The 20,986-nt window shown below is 68.9% G+C and carries 21 protein-coding genes; 13 read left to right on the forward strand and 8 right to left on the reverse strand.

Annotated elements, in window-relative coordinates:
* Window positions 1-44: 44 nt before the first annotated feature.
* From AC1G9L_RS02960 to AC1G9L_RS02980, 5 genes are all read right to left on the reverse strand, one after another.
* Complete coding sequence (locus AC1G9L_RS02960) at window positions 45-611, reverse strand: DUF1415 family protein (protein ID WP_019800730.1); 567 nt, start codon at window positions 609-611, stop codon at window positions 45-47.
* A gap of 16 nt (window positions 612-627) precedes the next feature.
* On the reverse strand, window positions 628-1,557 hold the full coding sequence (locus AC1G9L_RS02965; RefSeq protein ID WP_019800729.1) for a LysR substrate-binding domain-containing protein: 930 nt from the start codon (window positions 1,555-1,557) through the stop codon (window positions 628-630).
* A 397-nt stretch (window positions 1,558-1,954) separates the two neighbouring features.
* Entirely contained in the window at window positions 1,955-2,227 is a 273-nt protein-coding gene (locus tag AC1G9L_RS02970) for a hypothetical protein (RefSeq protein ID WP_019800728.1), read from the reverse strand.
* 36 nt (window positions 2,228-2,263) lie between these two features.
* Window positions 2,264-3,484, reverse strand: coding sequence for a hypothetical protein (locus AC1G9L_RS02975; RefSeq protein ID WP_481070249.1), 1,221 nt, complete (start codon window positions 3,482-3,484; stop codon window positions 2,264-2,266).
* Window positions 3,485-3,883: 399 nt separating this feature from the next.
* Window positions 3,884-5,410, reverse strand: coding sequence for a DUF6538 domain-containing protein (locus AC1G9L_RS02980; protein ID WP_019799975.1), 1,527 nt, complete (start codon window positions 5,408-5,410; stop codon window positions 3,884-3,886).
* A 134-nt stretch (window positions 5,411-5,544) separates the two neighbouring features.
* Here AC1G9L_RS02980 and AC1G9L_RS02985 point away from each other — a divergent pair, with 134 nt between their 5' ends.
* From AC1G9L_RS02985 to salA, 6 genes are all read left to right on the forward strand, one after another.
* On the forward strand, window positions 5,545-6,729 hold the full coding sequence (locus AC1G9L_RS02985) for a muconate/chloromuconate family cycloisomerase (protein ID WP_481070250.1): 1,185 nt from the start codon (window positions 5,545-5,547) through the stop codon (window positions 6,727-6,729).
* A 2-nt stretch (window positions 6,730-6,731) separates the two neighbouring features.
* Window positions 6,732-7,022: a muconolactone Delta-isomerase gene (gene catC / locus AC1G9L_RS02990; protein ID WP_481070251.1), complete on the forward strand. Its 291-nt coding sequence runs from the start codon at window positions 6,732-6,734 to the stop codon at window positions 7,020-7,022.
* Window positions 7,023-7,098: 76 nt separating this feature from the next.
* On the forward strand, window positions 7,099-8,037 hold the full coding sequence (catA, locus tag AC1G9L_RS02995) for a catechol 1,2-dioxygenase (protein ID WP_019799444.1): 939 nt from the start codon (window positions 7,099-7,101) through the stop codon (window positions 8,035-8,037).
* 163 nt (window positions 8,038-8,200) lie between these two features.
* Window positions 8,201-9,394, forward strand: coding sequence for an outer membrane protein transport protein (locus tag AC1G9L_RS03000; protein WP_019799443.1), 1,194 nt, complete (start codon window positions 8,201-8,203; stop codon window positions 9,392-9,394).
* Window positions 9,395-9,413: 19 nt separating this feature from the next.
* Window positions 9,414-10,133, forward strand: a complete 720-nt coding sequence (locus tag AC1G9L_RS03005) for an alpha/beta fold hydrolase (RefSeq protein ID WP_019799442.1) — start codon at window positions 9,414-9,416, stop codon at window positions 10,131-10,133.
* A gap of 22 nt (window positions 10,134-10,155) precedes the next feature.
* A complete protein-coding gene (gene salA / locus AC1G9L_RS03010) occupies window positions 10,156-11,442 on the forward strand; it encodes a salicylate 1-monooxygenase (protein ID WP_481070252.1) in 1,287 nt (428 codons plus the stop codon).
* Window positions 11,443-11,601: 159 nt separating this feature from the next.
* Here salA and AC1G9L_RS03015 read toward each other — a convergent pair whose 3' ends face one another.
* A complete protein-coding gene (locus AC1G9L_RS03015; protein WP_010343276.1) occupies window positions 11,602-12,084 on the reverse strand; it encodes a YajQ family cyclic di-GMP-binding protein in 483 nt (160 codons plus the stop codon).
* 300 nt (window positions 12,085-12,384) lie between these two features.
* Here AC1G9L_RS03015 and AC1G9L_RS03020 point away from each other — a divergent pair, with 300 nt between their 5' ends.
* The 5 genes from AC1G9L_RS03020 (at window position 12,385) to AC1G9L_RS03040 (ending at window position 16,637) form a co-directional block, all read left to right on the forward strand.
* Complete coding sequence (locus AC1G9L_RS03020; protein WP_152238516.1) at window positions 12,385-13,281, forward strand: DMT family transporter; 897 nt, start codon at window positions 12,385-12,387, stop codon at window positions 13,279-13,281.
* Window positions 13,282-13,378: 97 nt separating this feature from the next.
* Entirely contained in the window at window positions 13,379-14,386 is a 1,008-nt protein-coding gene (locus AC1G9L_RS03025) for an ATP-binding cassette domain-containing protein (RefSeq protein WP_019799378.1), read from the forward strand.
* Window positions 14,383-15,078 carry a methionine ABC transporter permease gene (locus AC1G9L_RS03030; RefSeq protein ID WP_010343279.1) on the forward strand — a complete coding sequence of 232 codons (696 nt, stop codon included), beginning with the start codon at window positions 14,383-14,385 and terminating at the stop codon, window positions 15,076-15,078. Before AC1G9L_RS03025 ends, AC1G9L_RS03030 begins: the two co-directional genes overlap by 4 nt.
* Before the next feature lie 178 nt (window positions 15,079-15,256).
* On the forward strand, window positions 15,257-16,060 hold the full coding sequence (locus tag AC1G9L_RS03035) for a MetQ/NlpA family ABC transporter substrate-binding protein (protein ID WP_019799377.1): 804 nt from the start codon (window positions 15,257-15,259) through the stop codon (window positions 16,058-16,060).
* A gap of 13 nt (window positions 16,061-16,073) precedes the next feature.
* Window positions 16,074-16,637, forward strand: a complete 564-nt coding sequence (locus tag AC1G9L_RS03040) for a hypothetical protein (RefSeq protein ID WP_010343281.1) — start codon at window positions 16,074-16,076, stop codon at window positions 16,635-16,637.
* A gap of 124 nt (window positions 16,638-16,761) precedes the next feature.
* Here the strand turns inward: AC1G9L_RS03040 and AC1G9L_RS03045 are convergent, their stop codons facing one another.
* On the reverse strand, window positions 16,762-17,391 hold the full coding sequence (locus AC1G9L_RS03045) for an OmpW/AlkL family protein (RefSeq protein ID WP_010343282.1): 630 nt from the start codon (window positions 17,389-17,391) through the stop codon (window positions 16,762-16,764).
* Between the two features lie 182 nt (window positions 17,392-17,573).
* On the opposite strand from AC1G9L_RS03045, the gene AC1G9L_RS03050 reads away from it, so the two are divergent.
* Window positions 17,574-18,113, forward strand: a complete 540-nt coding sequence (locus AC1G9L_RS03050) for a DNA-deoxyinosine glycosylase (RefSeq protein WP_019799376.1) — start codon at window positions 17,574-17,576, stop codon at window positions 18,111-18,113.
* A gap of 153 nt (window positions 18,114-18,266) precedes the next feature.
* On the opposite strand, the gene AC1G9L_RS03055 is transcribed toward AC1G9L_RS03050, so the two are convergent.
* Window positions 18,267-19,010 (reverse strand): hypothetical protein, encoded by a 744-nt coding sequence (locus AC1G9L_RS03055; protein WP_019799375.1) that lies wholly within the window; start codon window positions 19,008-19,010, stop codon window positions 18,267-18,269.
* 219 nt (window positions 19,011-19,229) lie between these two features.
* Between AC1G9L_RS03055 and aceF the strand changes: the two genes are divergently transcribed.
* Window positions 19,230-20,984 carry a dihydrolipoyllysine-residue acetyltransferase gene (aceF, locus tag AC1G9L_RS03060; RefSeq protein ID WP_371182998.1) on the forward strand — a complete coding sequence of 585 codons (1,755 nt, stop codon included), beginning with the start codon at window positions 19,230-19,232 and terminating at the stop codon, window positions 20,982-20,984.
* Window positions 20,985-20,986: the final 2 nt, after the last annotated feature.

Genomic DNA, 20,986 nt, shown 5'->3' on the forward strand with positions numbered 1-20,986 from the left:
TTGGCAACGGCCGGGCCCCGCCTTTGCCAATCCCCAATCCCCAATTACGAATCCCGCCCCTCTACCGCCCGCTTCCAGCCCTCCAGCCCCAGCTTCTCCAGGGTCTGCAGATTGCGCTCGACGATCACGTCCGCGTCCGGGAACGCTGCTACTGCGCGTTCCACGCTGTCCTCGCGCAGCAGGTGCAGGGTGGGGTAGGGCGCGCGGTTGGTGTAGTTGCCGATGTCGTCCGGCGCGGTGCCGGCGAACTGGTACTGCGGATGGAAACTGGCCACCTGCAGGATGCCCTGCAGGTCCAGCGCCTCGACCGCGGCGTCGGCGTTGTCGAGGAAGTCGTTGTAGTCGAGGAAGTCCTGCAGCACGTCCGGATGCACGATCAGCGTGGTGTCGATCTGCTCGGCCGGGGTGTCGCGCAGCAGCACCAGTTCCTCGGCCAGTTGTTCGAGCAGCGCCTCGGGCGTGCTCGCATCGCTGAGCACGTAGCGGATCTGCTGTTTGACGTGCACCGCCTTGGCGAAGGGGCACAGGTTCAGGCCGATCACCGCCCGTTCCAGCCAGCGGCGGGTGTCGCCCAGGTAGTCGGGCGCGTCGCCAGGAGTCTCGTCGTGCATCGGTCGCGGAAGTGGCCTAGGGGAGATGCAGACGATTGTAGGCGGTGTCCAGCCACGTCGGCGTTTCCGCGTACATCTGGCGAATCAGCTGCTTGATCAGCGGCAGCAGATCGGAGCCGTCGTTGCGGCGGTGGCTGAGGATGATCGGCGAGGTCGCGTGCGCGTCGTCGAGCAGGCGGTAGTGCAGGTCGCGGCGCAGCACCCGCACCGAGGCCGGGATGACGCACAGGCCCATCTCGGCAGCGACCAGGCCCAACGCGGTCTGCAGTTCGCGCACTTCCTGCACCGCCAGCGGGCGGATGCCGCGGTCGCGCAGCAGCGACAGCACCTGGTCGGCGAAGCTCGGCCGCGGCTGGTTGGGGTAGACGATCAGCCGCTGCGCGTTCAGCGCGTCCGGCGCCAGTGGGGCGTCGGATGCGGCCAGCGGATGCTCCATCGGCAGCGCGACCACCAGGCGTTCCTCGCGTAGCACGAACCGCTCCACCATCTCGTCGTCGTGACGGATGCGGCCCACGCCCAGGTCGATGCGGCCGGTCTTCAACGCTTCGATCTGCTCGCCGGACATCAGTTCCAGCAGGCGGATGTCCAACTCCGGTCGCTGCTGGCGCAGCCGCCGCACCAGCATGGGCAGGCCGCCGTACAGCGCGGACGCGACGAAGCCGATGGCGAACACGCGCTGCTCGCTGCGGCCGAGCCGGCGCGCGGCATCCTGCATCTGCTCGACCCGGCCCAGTACCTGCAGCGCTTCTTCGTAGAACAGCTTGCCGGCGTCGGTCAGCCGCAGCGGGCGGCTGCTGCGCACGATCAGGCGTGTGCCCAACTGCTCCTCCAACTGCTGGATCTGTCGGCTCAATGGCGGCTGCGCGATGTGCAGCAGCTCGGCGGCGCGGGTGAAGTTGCGCTCGCGGGCGACGGCGACGAAGTAGCGGAGTTGGCGCAGGTCCATCGGAATTCGTGCTCGTTGGAGGTATGTTGCGCTGCAGTAAAGCCAGCAACCATGCGGATTGCGCCAAGAACATACCAAAAAGGTATGGAGCGAGACTGAGAGAGTGGGATGAACTTGAGATAGCTCCAACCCATTGAACCGCAGGGCAAAGCACAAATGGAAATGTGCCCTTGAATGTGCCTCGTGTGAGTCTAAAGCAGAAGGGCGCTTGTCGCACTCAACCAGAGTTGGCACCATGCCAAGGCTTAGGACAGGGGGATAGAGAAAAATGGGACTTTTCAGTGGTGTAACGCGCACCGTCAGGATGGCACAGGCAGGAGCCGCAGTTCGGGGAGTGCTCGACCAAGTCACTGCAAGCGGCATATTGGAGGGCGACCCTCAAGCCCTAACGACCCGGCTAGTCGCGCTCTGCTGGGCTCACCAGCCAGATGTATTCGATGGGAAGTATGGGAAGCCGCCGCATAAGATAGCCACTGCGGCTATCGCTCTGGCTGCCGGCTTCGAGGAATACGCGAATCAGCCTGGCATTAAAACGACTCTCGTCGTAGCGCTTGGCGAGGTGCTGAAAGAAGTCGAGAAACGCGGCCACCTCTATCCATTCCATGATTTGGATATCGCCCTCATCCGCCGGGCTGAAGAAGCGTTTTTTAAGCAGGCTGATGAACAGCAAGAGCGAGCGGCGGCACTTGGCCTTCAGTTCTAAACCTTAGATTCTGGGCCGCCCCTTCTTTGCCGGAGACTTCTGAGACGGTGTTGCCGCCCTCGGCGCCGGCGTTGCCGGCGCGGCGGCCGGGGGCGCAGCCCCAATCCCGGCACGGGCGGCCCGCGCAGCGCGGGCCGCTGCCTTGGCGGTAAACGTCACCGGTACCGTGCGGATTTGCGCCTGTTCGGTGGCAACGGCACGCATCTTCCGACCGCCGTGGGCGCGGCTGCGCGAACCGTAGTAGGCAAGGCTGGCCGTCGAGCGGTGGCCCATGGCCGCCGCCGCTTCGGTGTCGGTGATGGTCCCGCTAGCCACCGCCGCTTTCAGCTCGCTACCCTGCTGGTGTCGGAACGAGTAACAGGACACCCCGGCCGTCTTCAGCACACGGTTCAAGCTGCGGTGGTCGGCGTCGGTGGTCTCAAGTGTCCAACAGCCACCGTGCGCGGCGACCTTGGCTGCTAGTTTCGCTTCCACGCCCGAGGACGCCGGGAAACTCAACTGCCGGGCTTCATGCCCGCGCGTCTCGTCGAATTTTGCGCCGGTCAACGTGATACGCAGCATAGGGCGTCCCTTCGGCGTGGTGGCCGTGGTCAGCCGAACCCCGGCCTTCAACTCCTCCGGGCGCGCGCCCGTTAGCGCCAGCACAATCAGCCGCTCCGCGTGCCGGGCTTGCACTCGCTCCTGCTTGGACAGCAGCAGGACCGCCGCCACCTCCGCGACAGGCGCGGACGTGCTGCGCTTGGATTTTGAAACCAGACGCTGCCCGGCCGCCTTCATCTCGGCCGCCTTGTGCGTCCAGGTCCGGCGCTGGCGCTGCATGAACTCTTCGTCCATGACCGACGCCAGCCGGAACGCGCGCTCGGTGCGGCGCTGTGCGCTGTCCAGGTCGCCGCGCTTGCGCGCACGCTCGGACGCCGCACGCCACGACCGCACATCGGCTTCCATGCAGAACCGCGTGGCTGTTCGCAGGAAGTCCCAGTGCGCGCGCGTGCTGGCCGCGTCCAACGCTGTCTGGCCGGTGGCCCGCAGGTTGTCGTAGGCCCGGCGATACTTGGCAGCCGTGGCCGCGCTTACGCGCCGCTCCGGGCAGTCGGCCAGTATCGCCCGCGTCTGCTCGTCGGCGTGCAGCGTCCACGGCTTGCCGCTGCCCATGGCGGCAAACCGTGCCTGCTGCGTCCGCTCGCCCAGCGCCGCGCCGTGCTTGCTCGCCCATCCCTCGGCCACGGCCGACGGACGGGCCTCGGGCGCACGGGGCGCACGGCTCCCGCCGTGCTCCTGCTCGCGTGCTAACGCACGCTGCGCCGGCCCTGCGCTCTCGCTCCGGGCCGTGGGGGCTGCGCCCCCGGCGTGGCCTTTCGGCTTCCGCTCTCGCTCCAGCCTGCCACTCCTCCCCCCATTGTTGGACGGTTTTACACCGTCCAACAATGGGGAAGAGCTGACGGTTTTCTTGCGACTAAAAAACATGGCGGCGTGCTGGCTGAAAGTTGGTATACCTCCATGCAAGCAGGTTTCCGGGACTTGGCAAGTGGACCCTTGCCGTCTCCGGAAGGCGCGCTAGTGTCAGCCAATGCCCACCGCCCAGAAACTCCACAGATACCGAGAACGCCGCGAGCGACTGGACCTCTACTTGCCGCCGGAAGTCGGCGAGCGCTTACGCGTAGCCGCAGCCACGGAAGGCTTGCGCCCCGGCGTCTTCGCCCGTCGCCTACTCACTGAAGCGGTCAGCAGCGGGCGCAGCGCGTCCAAGTCCAGCCCGTAAGCCAGCACGGCCAACCCCGGCGACGTGCCTGCGCCGTTGAGTTTTTCGGCGATGGTGAACGGCCTGCTGTAAGTTGCATGGTGTTCGTCGTCGAGTTCATGGCCCACCAGTTGCGCCCGCATTTCCGACGGGACACCTGCCCCCTGCAACTCCTGAATGACCGTCTTGCGCAGGCTGTGAAAACCGCGCTTGGCCCGCTTCCAGTCACCGGAGCGCTTGCGTAAGTAGTAGCCAAACGCTTTGGAAATCCAATTGCCGGCGCCGTTTTTCGCCGTTGCCAGCGCCTGCGGGAAAAGCCGCACATCGCCGCGCGCCCGTAAACCTTCCACATGGTCAAGGAAGCCCAGCCCCAACAAGTCCGGGTGCAACGGCACCAGCCGTTTAGAGGCTTCGGTTTTTAGTTTCTGGTGCTCGCCCTCGTCGGTGATAAGAAGGGACGGCACCCCGTCCACTGTCTCCACATCGGTCAACAGCAGTTGCCCGACCTCACTGGCGCGCGCACCGGCATACAAGCCCAGTAACGCGGCCCAGCGAGTCCCCGGCGACAAGCGCGCGAAGGTGTCGGGGTGAAAAAGGGTCTGCACCTGTTCAAGGGTGAACGCCTTAAATCCCAGTTTCCTGCGCTGCCGCTTTTCCTTGACCCCGTATCGAATATGTCCAGCGGCGGGGTTGTCCCCTGTTGGATAGTGGCCCGACGCCTGCGCCCATGCGAAGAACCCAGACAAGTAACTTTGTTTGTTGGTGAGCGTGGGCGTTGACGCGCCGCCGTCACGCAGGTGCTGATACAGGCGCGCAAGATCCGCGCGGGTGATGGTGTCGAGCGTCTTGAAGTGGCCGAGGTAGCGCACAAGCGCGGACACGGCCGCGCGCTTGATGGTCAACGTCTTGGGGAGGGTGATGGCTTCGATGGACTTTAGCCACGCCGTGCGCGCCATGCCCAGCGCAATGACTTCGGCAACGCGCGGCGGCGCAGGAATCGGCGCAGGAATCGGCGCAGGCAAGGCGTCGGCGGCAATGATGGCATGGCGTTTCGCGGTGGCCTGCTGGTAAAGCCGCACGTCATCGTCATTGTCCATCTGCCAGCGCTCAACAATCGAGCCGTCAGCGCGGTGCGTGCGCTCTAGCGTCAACTCCATGAACTTGCCGTCTTTCAGGCGCTCCAGCAGTTCCCCCACTTCGTCTTTCGCCATGCCCCGCCCCCTGATGGTGTCGAAAGCCGCAGCATAGCGGGAGGACAGACGAAGCGCGGCCAGCCGCGCCGCCAGCAGGTCAGCGCCAAGTCCATGCTTGATGAAGTCACGCCCGCATGTGCCGCGCAGGTCGGCGGGAATACGCATACGGAAGACAAAGCGCCCGGAGGCCGAACGGGTGAGATAGTGGGGAAGTGCCATCGGAGTTGTGCCCCGATTTGTGCCCTGCCCGCGATTTCTCACCCAAACACAAACCCTTTCAAAAACAAGAGTTTAGATATGATTGACGGAGAGAGTCTTGGACGTGACCACGCGGCCGGCGCAGTGTGGACCGCATGGACCCGTTGCCGACTCCCACCCGCCGTACCGCCCCCACCGTCGAACGCGTCGAGACCCTGCTGCTCGACCTGCCGACCATCCGCCCGCACCGCCTGTCGGTGGCGACCATGCAGGGGCAGACCCTGATGCTGGTGCGCCTGCACTGCTCCGATGGCGTGGTCGGCCTGGGCGAAGGCACCACTATCGGCGGCCTGGCTTACGGCGCGGAAAGTCCGGAAGGCATGAAGCTGGCGATCGACCGCTACCTGGCGCCGCTGCTGGCCGGCGCCGACGCCACCGGCGTGCAGGCGCTGATGCAGCGCATCGGCAAGCAGGTCAAGGGCAATCACTTCGCCAAGTGCGCCGTGGAGACCGCGCTGCTGGACGCGCAGGGCAAGCGCGTCGGGCTGCCGCTGTCCGAGTTGCTGGGCGGGCGCCTGCGCGAGCGCCTGCCGGTGGCCTGGACCCTGGCCTCCGGCGACACCGCGCGCGACATCGCCGAGGCCGAGCAACTGCTGGACCTGCGCCGGCACCAGGTGTTCAAGCTGAAGATCGGCGCGCGGCCACCGGCCGAGGACATCGCCCACGTGGCCGCGATCAAGCGTGCGCTGGGTGCGCGTGCCGCGGTGCGGGTCGACGTCAACATGGCCTGGAGCGAGGCCGAGGCGGTGCGCGCGCTGCCGGCACTGGCCGATGCCGGCTGCGAGCTGGTCGAGCAGCCGGTGGCCTCGCGCGAGGCGATGCAGCGGCTGATGCAGCGCTTCCCGCTGGCGTTGATGGCCGACGAGATCCTGGCCGGGCCGGAGAGCGCGTTCCTGGCCGCGCGGGCGCCGGCGGCCGACGTGTTCGCAGTGAAGATCGAGCCGTCCGGCGGGCCGATCGCCGCGCAGAAGGTCGCTGCCATCGCCGAGGCGGCCGGCATCGGCCTGTACGGCGGCACCATGCTGGAAGGGCCGATCGGCACCATCGCCTCGGCGCAGGTGTTCGCCACCTTCCCGCAACTGCAGTGGGGCACCGAACTGTTCGGGCCGCTGCTGCTCACCGAGCACCTGCTGACCGAGCCGCTGCGCTACGCCGATTTCCATCTGCAACTGCCCACCGGCCCCGGCCTGGGCATCGCGCTGGACGAGGCGCAGGTGCAGGCCTTCCGCCGCGATCGCGGCGGAAGCGTGGTGGCGGTCAGCGCCACCGTGGAGGGCTGACCATGCTGTTCCATGTGACCATGGAGGTGAACCTGCCCGCCGACATGCCGCCCGAGCGCGCCGAGCAGCTCAAGCGCGATGAAAAAGCGCGTTTCCAGGAGCTGCAGCGCGATGGCCGTTGGCGGCACATCTGGCGGGTGGTCGGGCAGTACGCCAACGTCAGCATCTTCGACGTGGCCGACAACGCCGAACTGCACGCGCTGCTGCTGTCGCTGCCGCTGTTCCCCTACATGCGCATCGCGGTCACCCCGCTGTGCCGCCACCCCTCGTCGCTGCACGAGGACGATCGCTAGTTCCGCTGCGGACGCTCCCTCGGGAGGGGACGTGTCTCGGCCGCCATCGCCACCACGAGAAAGGAAGGGCATCACCATGAGCGTCAAGATCTTCGCCACCCCCGATGTGCAGGCGTTCCTGCGCCAGGTCAGCGGGCTGGACATGCCGGGCGGCGCGCCGCGGGTGAAGCAGATCGTGCACCGCGTGCTCTCGGATCTGTTCCGCAGCATCGACGAGTTGGAGATCACGCCGGATGAATACTGGGCGGCGATCGCCTGGCTCAACGACCTCGGCGCGGCCGGGCAGGCCGGGCTGATCTCGCCGGGGCTGGGCCTGGACCACTTCCTGGACCTGCGCCTGGATGCCATCGACGCCGAACTGGGCATCGACAACCCGACCCCGCGTACCATCGAAGGGCCGCTGTACGTGGCCGGCGCGCCGGTGGCGCACGGCGTCGCCCGGCTCGACGACGGCAGCGACGAAAACGGCCACACCCTGGTCATGCACGGCACCGTGTACGGCGCCGACGGCCGCCCGCTGCCCGGCGCCAGCGTCGAGGTCTGGCACTGCGACACGCGTGGCTTCTATTCGCACTTCGATCCGACCGGCAAGCAGGCGCCGTTCAACATGCGCCGCACCATCATCGCCGATGCCCAGGGCCGCTATCGCTTCCAGAGCATCGTGCCCAAGGGCTACGGTGTGCCGCCAGGCAGCCCGACCGAACGCCTGCTGTTCGCGCTCGGCCGGCATGGCCAGCGCCCGGCGCACATCCACTTCTTCATCGGTGCCGACGGCCATCGCAAGCTGACCACGCAGATCAACATCGCCGGCGACCCGTTGGTCGACGACGACTTCGCCTACGCCACCCGCGACGGCCTGGTGCCGGCGATCGTCGAGCACAGCGACCCGGCCAGCATCGCTGCCAACGGCGTGGACGGCCCGTTCGCCGAGATCGCCTTCGATTTCCACCTGACCCCGCTGGTCGACGGCGTCGACAACCAGGCCAATCCGGCGCGGCGCCGCGTGGCCGCCTAGCCGAGTTCGCGCCACGGCCACGTTGCGGCCGCGGCGCAGCGACAACGCCGTCTTCAGTTCCTGGCATCCCGCTGCCGCCGCCGCTTTCGGTGGCGGTACGGATCCCTGCGCGCCGCCTGCCGGCGGCCGCATCCACGCATCGGCTCGGAGGGAGGGCCCGATCATGCAGCAGTTCGCACATCCAACGCGCCGCAGGGCGCAACGACAGGGCGCGCCACGCTGGACCACGCTGCTGTGGACCTTGGCGGCGGTTTCCGGCGGTGCCGCCGCCAACAATGGCGTCGCCTTGCCCGGCTACGGCGCGCAGACCCAGGGGCTGGCCGGCACGTCGATCGCCCTGCCGCTGGACGCGGCGGCGTCGGCCAACAACCCGGCCGGCATGGGCGCGGTCGGCGACCGCGTCGATGCCGACCTCACCCTGATCTCTGCGCCGGTGCGCAGCCAGGTCGGCACGGCGCGCTACAAGGACGATGCGCTGATCCCGGTGCCGACCGCCGGCTACAACCGCCAACTCAACGACGACCTGAGCCTGGGCGTGTCGGTGTTCGGCCATGGCGTGGCGCTCGACTACGGTGCACCGGTGTACGGCAGCCACGACACGCTGTCCAAGCTGCAGCAGTTGGTGCTGGCGCCGACCCTGGCGTGGCGCGTGGGCGAGCGCCAGTACCTGGGCGTCTCTCCAAGGCTGGCCTACCAGCGCCTGCACATCGCCGGTCTGGAGGGGATCGGCTTCCAGTCGGCCGGTGCCGACGCCGCGTACGGCTATGGCGTGGCGCTGGGCTGGTACGGCCAGTTGGCGCCTGGGTTGAATGCAGGCGTCACTTGGTCCAGCCGCATCCGCTTCGGCCGCCTGCAGCGCTACCGCGGACTGCTGCCGGATGGCCGCCTGGATCTGCCGCAGCAGGCCGGTGCCGGCCTGGCCTGGCAGCCCAACGCGGGGCTGACCCTGGCCGCCGACTGGCTGTGGATCGACTGGTCCGGCGAGCGTGCCTACGGCAACCGCATCGACCAGGGCGGCGCACTCGGCGACGCGGACGGCCCCGGCTTCGGCTGGCACAGCCAGCGCGTGTTCCGGTTCGGCGCCGATTACCGCCTCAACGATGCTTGGTCGCTGCGGCTTGGTTACTCGCGCGCCAGCCAGCTGATCCCCGACAGCCAGGCGCAACTCGCGGTGCTGGCGCCGTTGGCGCAGTACCGCCACTACGCGCTTGGCGCGACCTGGCGGCTGTCGCCGCAGCTGTCGCTGACCGGCAGCGTCACCCACGCACCGGGCGGTTCGGTCGCCAGCGGCGGCGTGCAGGCCGGGACCCGCGACCTCACCTATCTCACTTTCGGCCTCGGCTGGACCTTCCGCTGAGCCACACGGAGACGACCCCATGCAAACCTATCTTTTGCTGCACGGTTCCTGGCACGACGGCCACGCCTGGGACGGCGTCGCGGCGCATCTGCGCGCGCACGGCGTGCAGGTGCACGCCCCGACCATCGCCGGACATGGCGTGGGCGCCGACAAGCGCGTCTCGCACGCCGATTGCTTGGCCTCGGTGGTGGACTACGTGCGCCGCCACGACCTGCGCGACCTGGTCGTGCTCGGCCACAGCTGGGGCGGCAGCATCGTGCAACGCCTGGCCGAGGAGGAGCCGGAGCGCTGCAAGCGGCTGATCTTCCACAACGCCTTCGTGCTGCGCGACGGCGAGGCGCTGTTCGACCTGTTGCCGCCGCACTACCAGGCGCTGTGGAAGAACGCGGTCGATGCCGACGGCGGCATCATGCTGCCGTTTCCGATCTGGCGCGACGGCTTCATCGGCGACGCCGACCTGGCGCAGGCGCAGCAGGCGTACGCGCAGTTGAGCCCGACCCCGGCGCGCAGCCATTTCGACGCGGTACCGCTCAAGCGCTTCCAGGAGCTGCAGATCCCGCGCAGCTGGCTCTATGCCACCGACGATGTGGCACTGCCGCCGGGCGAGTACGGCTGGCATCCGCGGCTGAGCGCGCGCCTGGGCGCCTACCGTCTGGTCAGCCTGCCGGGCAGCCACGAAGTGTGCTTCAGCGCGCCTGCGCTGCTGGCCGAGAAAATCCTGCTGGCCGGCCGCGACTGACCTTCCCCACCGGAGACTCCAGATGAATCCTGCATCCCCCCTGCGCATCGGCATCGTCGGCGGCGGCATCGCCGGCGTCGGTCTGGCCCTGGGCCTGTGCCGGCACCGCCATCTCGACGTGCAACTGTTCGAATCGGCGCCGGCCTTCGGTGAAATCGGCGCCGGCGTCTCGTTCGGCCCCAACGCGGTACGCGCGCTGGCCGGCCTTGGCATGGGCGAGCCCTATGCCGAACTCGCCGACCGCACCCCCGCTCCATGGCAGGACGTCTGGTTCGAATGGCGCCGCGGCGAGGACGCGCGGCTGCTGGGGCAGACCCTGGCGTCCGGCGTCGGCCAGTCGTCGGTGCACCGCGCCGACTTCCTCGACGCGTTGGCCACCCGCCTGCCGTTCGGGCTGGCCAGGTTCGGCAAACGCGCGGTCGCCGTGGAGCAGGACGCCGACGTGGCGCGCGTGCGCTTCGCCGACGGCAGCCAGTACGAGGGCGATGTGCTGATCGCCGCCGACGGCATCAAGTCCGCCTTGCGCGGCGAGGTGCTGCGCGCGCTCGGCCACGCGCCGGCGGAACCGCGTTTCACCGGCACCTGCGCCTATCGCGGCCTGATCGACGCCGCGCGGCTGCGCGCCGCCTTCGCCGCCCGCGGCGTGGACGCGCACCTGGTCGACGTGCCGCAGATGTTGCTGGGCCTGGACGCGCACATCCTCACCTTCCCGGTGAAGCAGGGCAGGCTGATCAACGTGGTCGCCTTCGTCTCCGACCGCAGCGAGCCGGCGCCGCAATGGCGTGCCGGCCAGGCCTGGGTGCGCGAGGCCAGCCGCCGCGAGATGCTGGAGGCATTCGCGCACTGGGGCGAGGCCGCGCGTACGCTGCTGGAGTGCATCGACACGCCCACGCACTGGGCGCTGCACGATCTGGCCGAGCTGCCTGGCTACGTGCACGGGCGGCTGGCGCTGATCGGCGATGCCGCGCACGCGATGCTGCCGCACCAGGGCGCCGGCGCCGGGCAGGGGCTGGAGGACGCCTATCTGCTGGCGCAGTTGTTGGCCACGCCTGGCCTGACGCGCGGCGATCTGCCGGCCCTGCTGCAGGTCTACGAGCGCCTGCGCCTGCCGCGCGCCTGCCGCGTGCAGCGCACCTCGCGCGAGGCCGGCGAGCTGTACGAGCTGCGCGATCCGCAGGCCGGTGCCGACGATACGCGGCTGGCGCAGACGCTGGCGCAGCGCTTCGACTGGATCTGGGAGCACGACCTGGAGGCCGACGTGGCGCAAGGGCGGCGGATGCTGGCCGCGGGCGTCACCGAGGGCGCCTAGCCCGCAACTGCGGTGCTAGGCTTCGAGCGCCCACGTGCAGCCACGCACCACGGCGACGGCATCGTGCGATCGAGTGCAGGCGATCCATCGCCATGCGATGGTCGTCCTGCACCCTCGCACCGGCGAGGCGAGGGCGCGCGAGGCGTTTGCGCGGCGGCCTCAGTCGCGGAAATTGTCGAACTGCAGCGGCAGCTCGAAATCGCTCTTCTTCAGCAGCGCGATCGCGTCCTGCAGGTCGTCGCGCTTCTTGCCGCTGACCCGTAGCTTGTCGCCGTTGATCTGCGCTTCCACCTTGAGCTTGGCCTCCTTGAGCGTGGCGACGATCTTCTTGCCCAGCTTCTGCTCGATGCCCTGCTTGACGGTGATCTTCTGCCGCGCGCCGCCCAGGTTGGTCTCCAGGTCGCCGAATTCCAGGCAGCGCACGTCGATGCCGCGCGCCAGCAGGCGCGCGCGCAGGATGTCGGTCATCTGCTTGACCTGGAAATCGCTGGGCGCCGATTGCGTGATGACCTGGTCGTCGAGCGCGAACTTGGCGTCCACGCCCTTGAAGTCGAAGCGCGTCGACAGCTCGCGATTGGCCTGGTCGACGGCATTGGTCAGTTCGTGCTTGTCGACTTCGGACACGATATCGAAGGAAGGCATGGGCAAGTCCTCGGCAAAGATGCCTATCGTAAGACGTGCGGGCGAGGAGTGGGGCGCGGCAGGTGGGAAGTGGCAGCGCAGGTGTCGCAGGGGCTGGCAGGTGCAGCGTGGGATGGATGTTGGTTCCGGCGCGTTGCGCAATGTCGTGCGTTGGTGGGCGCCGCGCGTCGCGACTGAAGTCGCTCCCACAAGAAGCGGCATCGGCCGGTGCGCCGGCTGGAGCCATTGTGGGAGGGACTTCAGTCCCGACGCGATGTCCCCCGCACCACGCACGTCGCCGATCGCGGCGATAATGCGCCGATGCCCAACTCCCGTTCCAATGCCGCCGCCGCTGCGTGGATGATCGCCGCGGTCGCGTTCTTTTCGCTGATGGATGCGTCGATGAAGCAGCTGAGCACGCATTATCCGGCGCTGCAGGTCGCAGCGCTGCGCGGCGGCGCCTCGCTGCCGTTCGTGCTGGTGTGGGTGCTGGCCAGCGCCGGGCCGCGCGCGATCTGGCCGGTGCGCTGGGGCTTGCACCTGCTGCGCGGCGTGCTCGGCATCGCCATGATCGGCTGCTTCGCCTGGGCCTTGCGCAGCCTGCCGCTGTCCACCGCCTACACCATCTACTTCGTCGCGCCGCTGCTGGTGGCGGCGCTGTCGGTGCCGCTGCTCGGCGAATACGTGGGCCCGCGGCGCTGGGCGGCGATCGGCGTCGGCCTGGTCGGCGTGCTGGTGGTGCTGCGCCCGGGCATGGACGGGTTCGTCTCGCTGCCGGGGCTGATGGTGCTGCTGGCGGCCATCGCCTATGCGGTGGCCTCGGTGCTGGTCAGCCTGCTGGCGCGCACCGACACCTCGCAGTCGCTGGTGGTGTGGTTCCTGCTGATCATGGCGCTGGGCGCCGGTGCGCTGGCGTTGCCGGAGTGGACCCCGCTGCGCCCGGCCGACACCGGCTGGATCGCCGGCATGGGCCTGGCCGGGGCGCTGGGCCAGGTGGCGCTGACCCAGGCGTTCCGCCGTGGCGATGCCTCGCTGGTCGCGCCGCTGGAGTACAGCGGCCTGCTGTGGGTGATTCCGTGGGACTGGCTGCTGTGGCGCAAGCTGCCCGATGCCTGGACCTGGGTGGGCGGGGCGATCATCGTCGCCAGCGGCCTGTACCTGCTGCATCGCGAGCGGGTCCGCGCGGTGGCGCATCCGCCGCCGCAGGCGCGGCCCTAGGCCCCGCGATGTGCGCGTACGTTAGAATCGAATGGAATAACGCACGCCATCTCGGCCTGCTAGGCTTTGCGCCCCCTGTCGCTGCCGGTCCCGCGCGTTGATCCAGTTCGAGCGCCTGCACAAGTCCTATTCCGTCGTCGGCCAGCCGGTCGTGGCGCTGCATCCGCTCGACCTGCGCATCGAGGCCGGCGAGGTGTTCGGCATCATCGGCCATTCCGGCGCCGGCAAGTCGACCCTGATCCGGCTGATCAACCGGCTCGAGGAACCCAGCGGCGGTCGCCTGATCATCGACGGCGAGGACGTCACCGCGCTGGACCGTGCCGGGCTGCGCACGCTGCGCCAGCGCGTGGGCATGATCTTCCAGCACTTCAACCTGCTGTCCTCGCGCACGGTCGCCGGCAACGTCGCGTTCCCGCTGGAACTGGCCGGCACGCCGCGCGCCGAGATCGACGCGCGCGTGGCCGAACTGTTGGAGCGGGTCGGGCTGGCCGCGCATGCGGACAAGTACCCGGCGCAGCTGTCGGGCGGGCAGAAGCAGCGCGTCGGCATCGCCCGCGCCCTGGCCACGCGCCCGCGGATCCTGCTGTGCGACGAGGCTACCAGTGCGCTGGACCCGCAGACCACCGCCTCGGTGCTGGCGCTGCTGGCACAGATCAACCGCGAGCTGGGCCTGACCATCGTGCTGATCACCCACGAGATGGAAGTGATCCGCCGCGTCTGCGATCGCGTGGCGGTGCTCGATGCCGGGCACCTGGTCGAAAGCGGGCCGGTCACCGAGGTGTTCCTGCATCCGCAGCATCCGACCACCAAGCGCTTCGTCTCCGAAGCCGAGCACGTCGACGAGGGCGAGTTGTACCGCGACCTCGCCGCGGTGGACGGGCGCATCCTGCGGCTGACCTTCCTCGGCGCCGACACCTACGCGCCGCTGCTCGGGCGCATCGCCCGCGCCACCGCGGTGGACTACAACATCCTGTCCGGGCGCATCGACCGGATCAAGGACACCCCCTACGGCCAGCTGACCGTGGCCCTGGTCGGCGGCGACATGGATGCGGCGCAGGCCGAATTCGTCGCGGCCGGCGTGCATGTGCAGGAACTGCGCCGATGAGTCCGTTCGCCACCGCCGCCACCGGCTTCTTCCGCAATCTCGATGCCGGCAAATGGAGCGAGATCGGCCGCGCTACCGTCGATACGCTGCTGATGCTCGGCGGCTCGCTGCCGCTGACCCTGCTGATCGGCCTGCCGCTGGGCGTGCTGCTGTTCCTCACCGGCCCGCGCCAGACCCACCAGAAGCCGCTGCTGTACGGCGGCCTGGCGCTGGTCATCAACGTGCTGCGTTCGGTCCCCTTCATCATCCTGATGATCGCGATGATCCCGCTGACGCTGTGGGCGATGGGCACCTCGCTGGGCGTGCGCGGCGCGATTCTGCCGCTGGTGGTGGGCGCGGCGCCGTTCTACGCGCGGCTGGTGGAGACCGCGCTGCGCGAAGTGGACCGCGGCGTGGTCGAGGCCAGCCTGGCGATGGGTGCGACCACCTGGCAACTGGTGACGCGGGTGCTGCTGCCGGAAGCGCGGCCGGGCCTGATCGCCGGCGCCACGGTGACCACCATCGCCCTGATCGGCTTCACCGCGATGGGCGGCGCGATCGGCTCCGGCGGCCTCGGCGACCTGGCCTACCGCGACGGCTACCAGCGCTCGCACGCCGACGTGGCCCTGGTGACGGTGGTGATCCTGTTGCTGCTGGTGCAGGCGTTGCAGATGCTCGGCGACCGCCTGGTCGCGCACTACAGCCGGCGCTGATGTCCTGCGTACCGCGGTAGCAGCGGCTTCAGCCGCGCCCCCGACCGGTGGAGCGGTCGCGGCTGAAGCCGCTCCTGCGCGCATGGATCGCCCCGCCTGCACGGCCGTCTGCTAGCGTGCACGCATCGCGGCCGCGGGTCGCGCTCCTCCACTCCCCCCGTTTCCCCGGATACCTGCCATGACCCGATTCTCGTTCCGCCTCCTGCTCGCCAGCGCCGTGCTCGTGCTCGGCGGCTGCGGCAAGCCCGATGCCGGCGCCGCCGGCGACCACCTCAGCGTCGCCGCCACCGCCGTGCCGCACGCCGAGATCCTGGAGGTGGTCAAGCCGATGCTGGAGCAGCAGGGGCTGACCCTGGACGTGCGCGTGTTCAACGACTACGTGCAGCCCAACGACCAGGTGGTGCAGAAGCAGATCGACGTGAACTACTTCCAGACCGAGCCCTACCTGCAGGCCTACAACCGCGACCGCAAGAGCAACCTGGTCACCGTGGTCGGCGTGCACATCGAGCCGTTCGGCGCCTACTCGCGCCGCTACAAGTCGCTGGACGCACTGCCGCAGGGCGCCGACGTGGTCATCCCCAACGATCCCAGCAACAACAGCCGCGCGCTGATCCTGCTGGACAAGGCCGGGGTCATCAAGCTCAAGGATCCGAGCAATGCGCTCTCCACCCAGCGCGACATCGTCGCCAATCCAAAACAGCTGAAGTTCCGCGAGCTGGATTCGGCGATGCTGCCGCGGGTGCTGGACCAGGTCGACCTGGCGCTGATCAACACCAACTACGCGCTCGACGCCGGCCTCAATCCGACCCGCGACGCGCTGGCGATCGAGAGCAAGGATTCGCCGTACGTGAACTTCCTGGTCGCACGTCCCGACAACAAGGACGATCCGCGCGTGCAGAAGCTGGCCAAGGCGCTGACCAGCCCGGAAGTGAAGGCCTTCATCCAGCGCAAGTACCAGGGCGCCGTACTGCCGGCGTTCTGATCGACCTGCACGCATGCCGCTGCTGCTGGCCATTCCGCTGGCGATCGTGATCGCGCTGGCGGTGACGGCGGTGCTGTTGCCGCTGTCGCTGCTGCAGCGCTTTCGTGTCGGTACTGCGCGGCGTCAGGCGCGTGGCTGGCTGGTCGCGGTGCAGCTATGGTCGGCGCTGCTGTCCAGCGGCGTGCTGCTCGTCTTTGCCGTGATCGCCGGGCACTGGTGGCCGGACGCCGCCATGTACGCACTGGCGGGCTGGGGCTGCGGCGTGCTGTTGGGTGCGCTCGGCATCGGCGTCACCCGCTTCGAGCCGCTGCCGCACGGCCTGCACTACACGCCGAACCTGTGGTTGGTGCTGGGCCTGACCGCGTTGGTGGCGGTGCGCATCGGCGCCGGGCTGTGGCAGGGCTGGCGCAGCCTCGTCGATGGCGCGGCCTGGCCGACCCAGGGCTGGATGAGCCACGCCAGCCTGCTGGCCGCCGCCGCATTGCTGCTCGGTTATGCCTGCGCCTACGCCTGGTTGTTGCGGCGGCGCCTGCGTCGTTTCGACCGCTACCGCGGTTTCGACCGCTCGCCGCGCTGAAGGCCGCCGCGCCTGCGCGCACGCGCAATGCTGTCTGCGCTGGTCGCGCTCCCAGTCCAGCGCACGCGCAAAAACAAACGGGCCCTTTCGGGCCCGTTTGCATGAAGCGCTGGAGAAGGAACGCTTAGAAGCGCGCGCCGACGCCGAAGCTGAACAGCCACGGATCCAGCTTCAGGTCTTCGCCGGTGCCTTCGCCGGCGACCTTCAGCTCCGGACGCGAGCGCATGTAGCGCGCATCGGCACGGGCGAACCAGGTGGAGTTGATGTTCATGTCCACGCCGACGGTGCCGATGGCGCCCTTGGCGGTGTCCAGGCTGACGTGCTGGTCGGCGTTGAGGCCGGCGAGCTTCTCGTTGCTGAAGTTGGACTCGTAGTAACCGACGCCGACGAACGGACGGAACACGTTGTCCGCTTGGCCGAAGTGGTACTGGCCGCTCAGCGCGATCGGCTGCTGCTCGACGGTGCCGACCTTGCCGATGCCGTCGGCCTTGACGCGGTGGTTAAACTTGTCGGCAGCGCCCCACAGTTCAACCGCCCAGTTGTCGTCGATCAGCCAGCTGGCGCTGATGGTCGGCGCCGGGCCGCCATCGACGTCGAGGCCGGCCGCCGGCTTGGAGTGCGGGTCGAGCAGGGTCGCGCTGCCGACGACGGAGAAGTGCTTGCCGGACGCGGTATCGGCATCCTGTGCGAATGCGGCGGGCGCAAACGCAAGGGCGGACACGACAGCCAGGCTCAGGATCTGAATGGACCGCATGGGATATCTCCTCATCTTGTTCTTGTGGGGCCACGGGAGTGGGCGCGCACACCGTATCGATGAGAAGATGAATCGTTGCCGACCCTCGCCGGACCAATGCAGACGACGTTCAGCCACATGCGCTCTGCGCTTGAAATAACGAGGTTTTAAGACTTTTGGCTGTTCATCCAGATGCGCACGACGTGACGACGCAGCCGTTGCTGCAGGGTCTGCCCGCGCAGATACGCGACGATTGCCGGGTGCTGCTGCTCGGCTCCATGCCCGGTGCGGCATCGTTGCAGCAGGCGCGCTACTACGCGCATCCGCGCAACCGGTTCTGGCCGCTGATGGCGGCGCTGTGCGGCTTCGATGCGGCGCTGGACGCCGAAGCGCGCATGCAGGCATTGCACGAAGCCGGCGTCGGCCTGTGGGATGTCATCGGCCAGTGCCGCCGCCGCGGCAGTCTGGATGCGGCGATCGTGCGCGGCAGCGAAGTGCCCAATGCCTTGCCCGAGCGCATCGCGCAGTTGCCGCAACTGCGCGTCATCGCCTGCAATGGCGCGGCAGCGGCGCAGGCGTTCGCGCGCTTCGTGCAGCCGCAGTTGCCGCCGCGCGATCCGCCGCTGGTACTGTTGTCGTTGCCGTCCAGCAGTCCGGCCAATGCCGCCTTCGCCTGGCCACGCCTGCTGCAGGCGTGGGCTCCGCTGCAGCAATGGCTGCGCGCGCCAACGGCCGGCGATTGAAAGGCCCTTTAATCCGGCAGGCGGCACATACGCGTAGGAGCGGCTTCAGCCGCGACGAGGCTCTCCCGATAACTTTGTCGCGGCTGAAGCCGCTCCTACGAGAGCGCGTTGCGTGGCGATAAGGCGACAACAGGTCGACGTTGCGCCGATCAATCAGCGCCGCGTGCGCTTGCGCAGCCACAGGGTCTGCAGCGCCAGCACGACGGCCAGCGACAGCGCTACCCACGCCGCGGTCTGCGCACCGGCCAGCGTGCTCTCGGCCTGTTTGACATAGACCGCCGCCAGCGCCCACAGCGCCGCCGCCGCATAGGCAAGGTTGCCGCGCATCGCCCGGTTCATGCCCAGCAGCAGCGCCGCCGCCAGCGCGAACAGCACCAGGCTCCACGGCAGCATCCGCTCGGTCGAAAGCCAGCGATAGGCCACGATCACCTGCGCGGTGTTCAGGAACGCCGCCAGCGACAGCCAGCCGGCATGCAGCGACAGCGGCAGCCACGCCCACAGGGTCTGGCCGGGCTCGGCTGACGGATCGCGCGACAGCCGCAGCGCGGCCAGCAGCATCGCCGCCAGCGCGGTCCAGATCACTGCCAGCGCCAGCAGGAAGTGCTGTTGCGAGAACACCGGCATCCACGCCGCGGTCAGCGCGAAGCCCAGCGCCGCCGGTGCCCGCACCTGCGCCAGCGCGCTGCCGCGGCGGCGCCGCGCGCTGCATTGCCACAGGCCGAAGGCCAGGTCGAGCAGGAAGATCACGCCCCAGATCGCGAAGGCATAGCCGGCGGCGACGATCAGGGTGGGGTAGCGGTCGGAAATGGCGCCATTTGTGGGGCCGAACGCGCCACGTTGCCCGAACCAGGCGACCAGCGGCATCGCCAACGCCATCAACAGCACCAGGATCCGCATGCCCGCCCTCCGGAAATCTGCGGCGAGCCTAGCCGCGGCGCCGTGAAGGCGGCGCACCGGCGGCGGGCGCCGCGGGTGCGCAACATGCGCCGGCGTACTGTCCGCCGGCAGCGCCCGCGCGCGTCGGCGATCGGGGTTTTTGCCCGGCAAAGGTTGGCGCTGCGGCTGCGGGCCGCCACAATAGGGGTTTCCCCCTCATCAGTTGCCGGAGTTCCCCGCATGGCCGAAATCAAGGAAGCACTTGTCCCCGATATCGGTGACTACAGCGACGTCCCGGTAATCGAAGTGCTGGTGGCCGTCGGCGACACGGTGAAGAAGGACCAGAGCCTGGTCACCCTGGAGTCGGACAAGGCGACGATGGAAGTGCCGTCGCCGTTCGCCGGCGTGGTCAAGGAGATCAAGGTCAAGGTCGGCGACAGCCTGTCCGAGGGCAAGGTAGTGGCGCTGATCGAAGTGGCCGAGGGTGGCGCCAGTGCCGCAGCCGCCGCGCCTGCGGCCGCCAAGGCCACGCCCGCGCCGGCCCAGCAGGCCGCCGCCCCGGCCGCCGCACCCGCACAGAACGCGGTCAAGCCGGCCCCGGCCGCGGCCGCACCCGCCGGCGTGGTCGAGGCGCGGGTGCCGGACATCGGCGACTACAGCGACGTGCCGGTGATCGAAGTGCTGGTCGCGGTCGGCGACACGGTCAAGAAGGACCAGGGCCTGGTCACCCTGGAGTCGGACAAGGCGACGATGGAAGTGCCCTCGTCGGTGGCCGGCGTGGTCAAGGAACTCAAGGTCAAGGTCGGCGACAGCCTGTCCGAAGGCAAGGTGGTGGCGCTGATCGAGGTGGCCGGCAGCGATGCCGACGCGCCGGCCGCGTCCGCGGTCCAGCCCAGCGCCGAGACCGGCGGCGGCGTGGAGCCGGTGCCGACCTCGTCCGCGCCGGACAAGTTGGCCCAGCGCGAGATCGCCCAGGTCCAGGCGACGGCGCCGGCCAAGGCCGCCGCGCCGTCCGCCACCCAGAGCAGCCCGCCGGTGGCGTTCGACGCCGACAGCGTGCTGCCGCAGAAGGTGCCCTACGCCAGCCCGGCGGTGCGCGTGTTCGCCCGCGAACTCGGCGTGGACCTGTTCCAGGTCAGCGGCTCGGAGCAGGGCGGTCGCATCACCAAGGACGACGTGCAGCGCTACGTCAAGGCGGCGCTGTCCGGCGCCGCGCCGGTGGCCGCTGGTGCTGCGCCGGCCGCCGGCGGCAATGGCCTGAACCTGCTGCCGTGGCCGAAGGTGGACTTCGCCAAGTTCGGCGAGGTCGAGGTCAAGCCGCTGTCGCGGATCAAGAAGATCTCCGGCGCCAACCTGGCGCGCAACTGGGCGATGATCCCGCACGTCACCCAGTTCGAGCAGGCCGACATCACCGACCTGGAAGCCCTGCGCGTGGCGCTGAACAAGGAAAACGAGAAGGCCGGCATCAAGCTGACCATGCTCGCCTTCCTGCTCAAGGCCAGCGCCGCGGCGCTGAAGCAGTTCCCCGAGTTCAACGCCTCGCTCGATGCCAGCGGCGAGAACCTGACCCTGAAGAAGTACTTCCACATCGGCTTCGCCGCCGACACCCCGAACGGGCTGGTGGTGCCGGTGATCCGCGACGTGGACAAGAAGGGCGTGGTCGAGCTGGCGCGCGAGAGCGGCGAGCTGGCCAAGAAGGCGCGCGACGGCAAGCTCGGCCCGGCCGACATGAGCGGCGGCTGCTTCTCGATCAGTTCGCTCGGCGGCATCGGCGGCACCGCCTTCACCCCGATCGTCAATGCGCCGGAAGTGGCGATCCTGGGCGTGTCCAAGTCGTCGATCCAGCCGGTCTGGAACGGCAAGGAATTCGCGCCGAAGCTGATGCTGCCGCTGTCGTTGAGCTACGACCACCGGGTCATCGACGGCGCCGCCGCCGCGCGCTTCACCACCTACCTGAGCCAGGTGCTGGCGGACATGCGCCGCGTGCTGCTGTAAGC

It is taken from the genome of Xanthomonas sp. NCPPB 1132 (assembly GCF_056629235.1).

Excerpts from the sequence above, each read along its gene's own strand:
- catA (WP_019799444.1), top strand. The coding sequence starts at position 7,099 with ATGAGCGTCAAGATCTTCGCCACCCCCGATGTGCAGGCGTTCCTGCGC.
- AC1G9L_RS03020 (WP_152238516.1), top strand. The coding sequence starts at position 12,385 with ATGCCCAACTCCCGTTCCAATGCCGCCGCCGCTGCGTGGATGATCGCC.
- AC1G9L_RS03000 (WP_019799443.1), top strand. The coding sequence starts at position 8,201 with ATGCAGCAGTTCGCACATCCAACGCGCCGCAGGGCGCAACGACAGGGC.
- AC1G9L_RS03040 (WP_010343281.1), top strand. The coding sequence starts at position 16,074 with ATGCCGCTGCTGCTGGCCATTCCGCTGGCGATCGTGATCGCGCTGGCG.
- AC1G9L_RS03035 (WP_019799377.1), top strand. The coding sequence starts at position 15,257 with ATGACCCGATTCTCGTTCCGCCTCCTGCTCGCCAGCGCCGTGCTCGTG.
- AC1G9L_RS03015 (WP_010343276.1), bottom strand. The coding sequence starts at position 12,084 with ATGCCTTCCTTCGATATCGTGTCCGAAGTCGACAAGCACGAACTGACC.
- AC1G9L_RS02960 (WP_019800730.1), bottom strand. The coding sequence starts at position 611 with ATGCACGACGAGACTCCTGGCGACGCGCCCGACTACCTGGGCGACACC.
- AC1G9L_RS02980 (WP_019799975.1), bottom strand. The coding sequence starts at position 5,410 with ATGGCACTTCCCCACTATCTCACCCGTTCGGCCTCCGGGCGCTTTGTC.
- AC1G9L_RS03045 (WP_010343282.1), bottom strand. The coding sequence starts at position 17,391 with ATGCGGTCCATTCAGATCCTGAGCCTGGCTGTCGTGTCCGCCCTTGCG.
- aceF (WP_371182998.1), top strand. The coding sequence starts at position 19,230 with ATGGCCGAAATCAAGGAAGCACTTGTCCCCGATATCGGTGACTACAGC.
- salA (WP_481070252.1), top strand. The coding sequence starts at position 10,156 with ATGAATCCTGCATCCCCCCTGCGCATCGGCATCGTCGGCGGCGGCATC.
- AC1G9L_RS02985 (WP_481070250.1), top strand. The coding sequence starts at position 5,545 with ATGGACCCGTTGCCGACTCCCACCCGCCGTACCGCCCCCACCGTCGAA.
- AC1G9L_RS02965 (WP_019800729.1), bottom strand. The coding sequence starts at position 1,557 with ATGGACCTGCGCCAACTCCGCTACTTCGTCGCCGTCGCCCGCGAGCGC.
- AC1G9L_RS03005 (WP_019799442.1), top strand. The coding sequence starts at position 9,414 with ATGCAAACCTATCTTTTGCTGCACGGTTCCTGGCACGACGGCCACGCC.
- catC (WP_481070251.1), top strand. The coding sequence starts at position 6,732 with ATGCTGTTCCATGTGACCATGGAGGTGAACCTGCCCGCCGACATGCCG.
- AC1G9L_RS03030 (WP_010343279.1), top strand. The coding sequence starts at position 14,383 with ATGAGTCCGTTCGCCACCGCCGCCACCGGCTTCTTCCGCAATCTCGAT.
- AC1G9L_RS03055 (WP_019799375.1), bottom strand. The coding sequence starts at position 19,010 with ATGCGGATCCTGGTGCTGTTGATGGCGTTGGCGATGCCGCTGGTCGCC.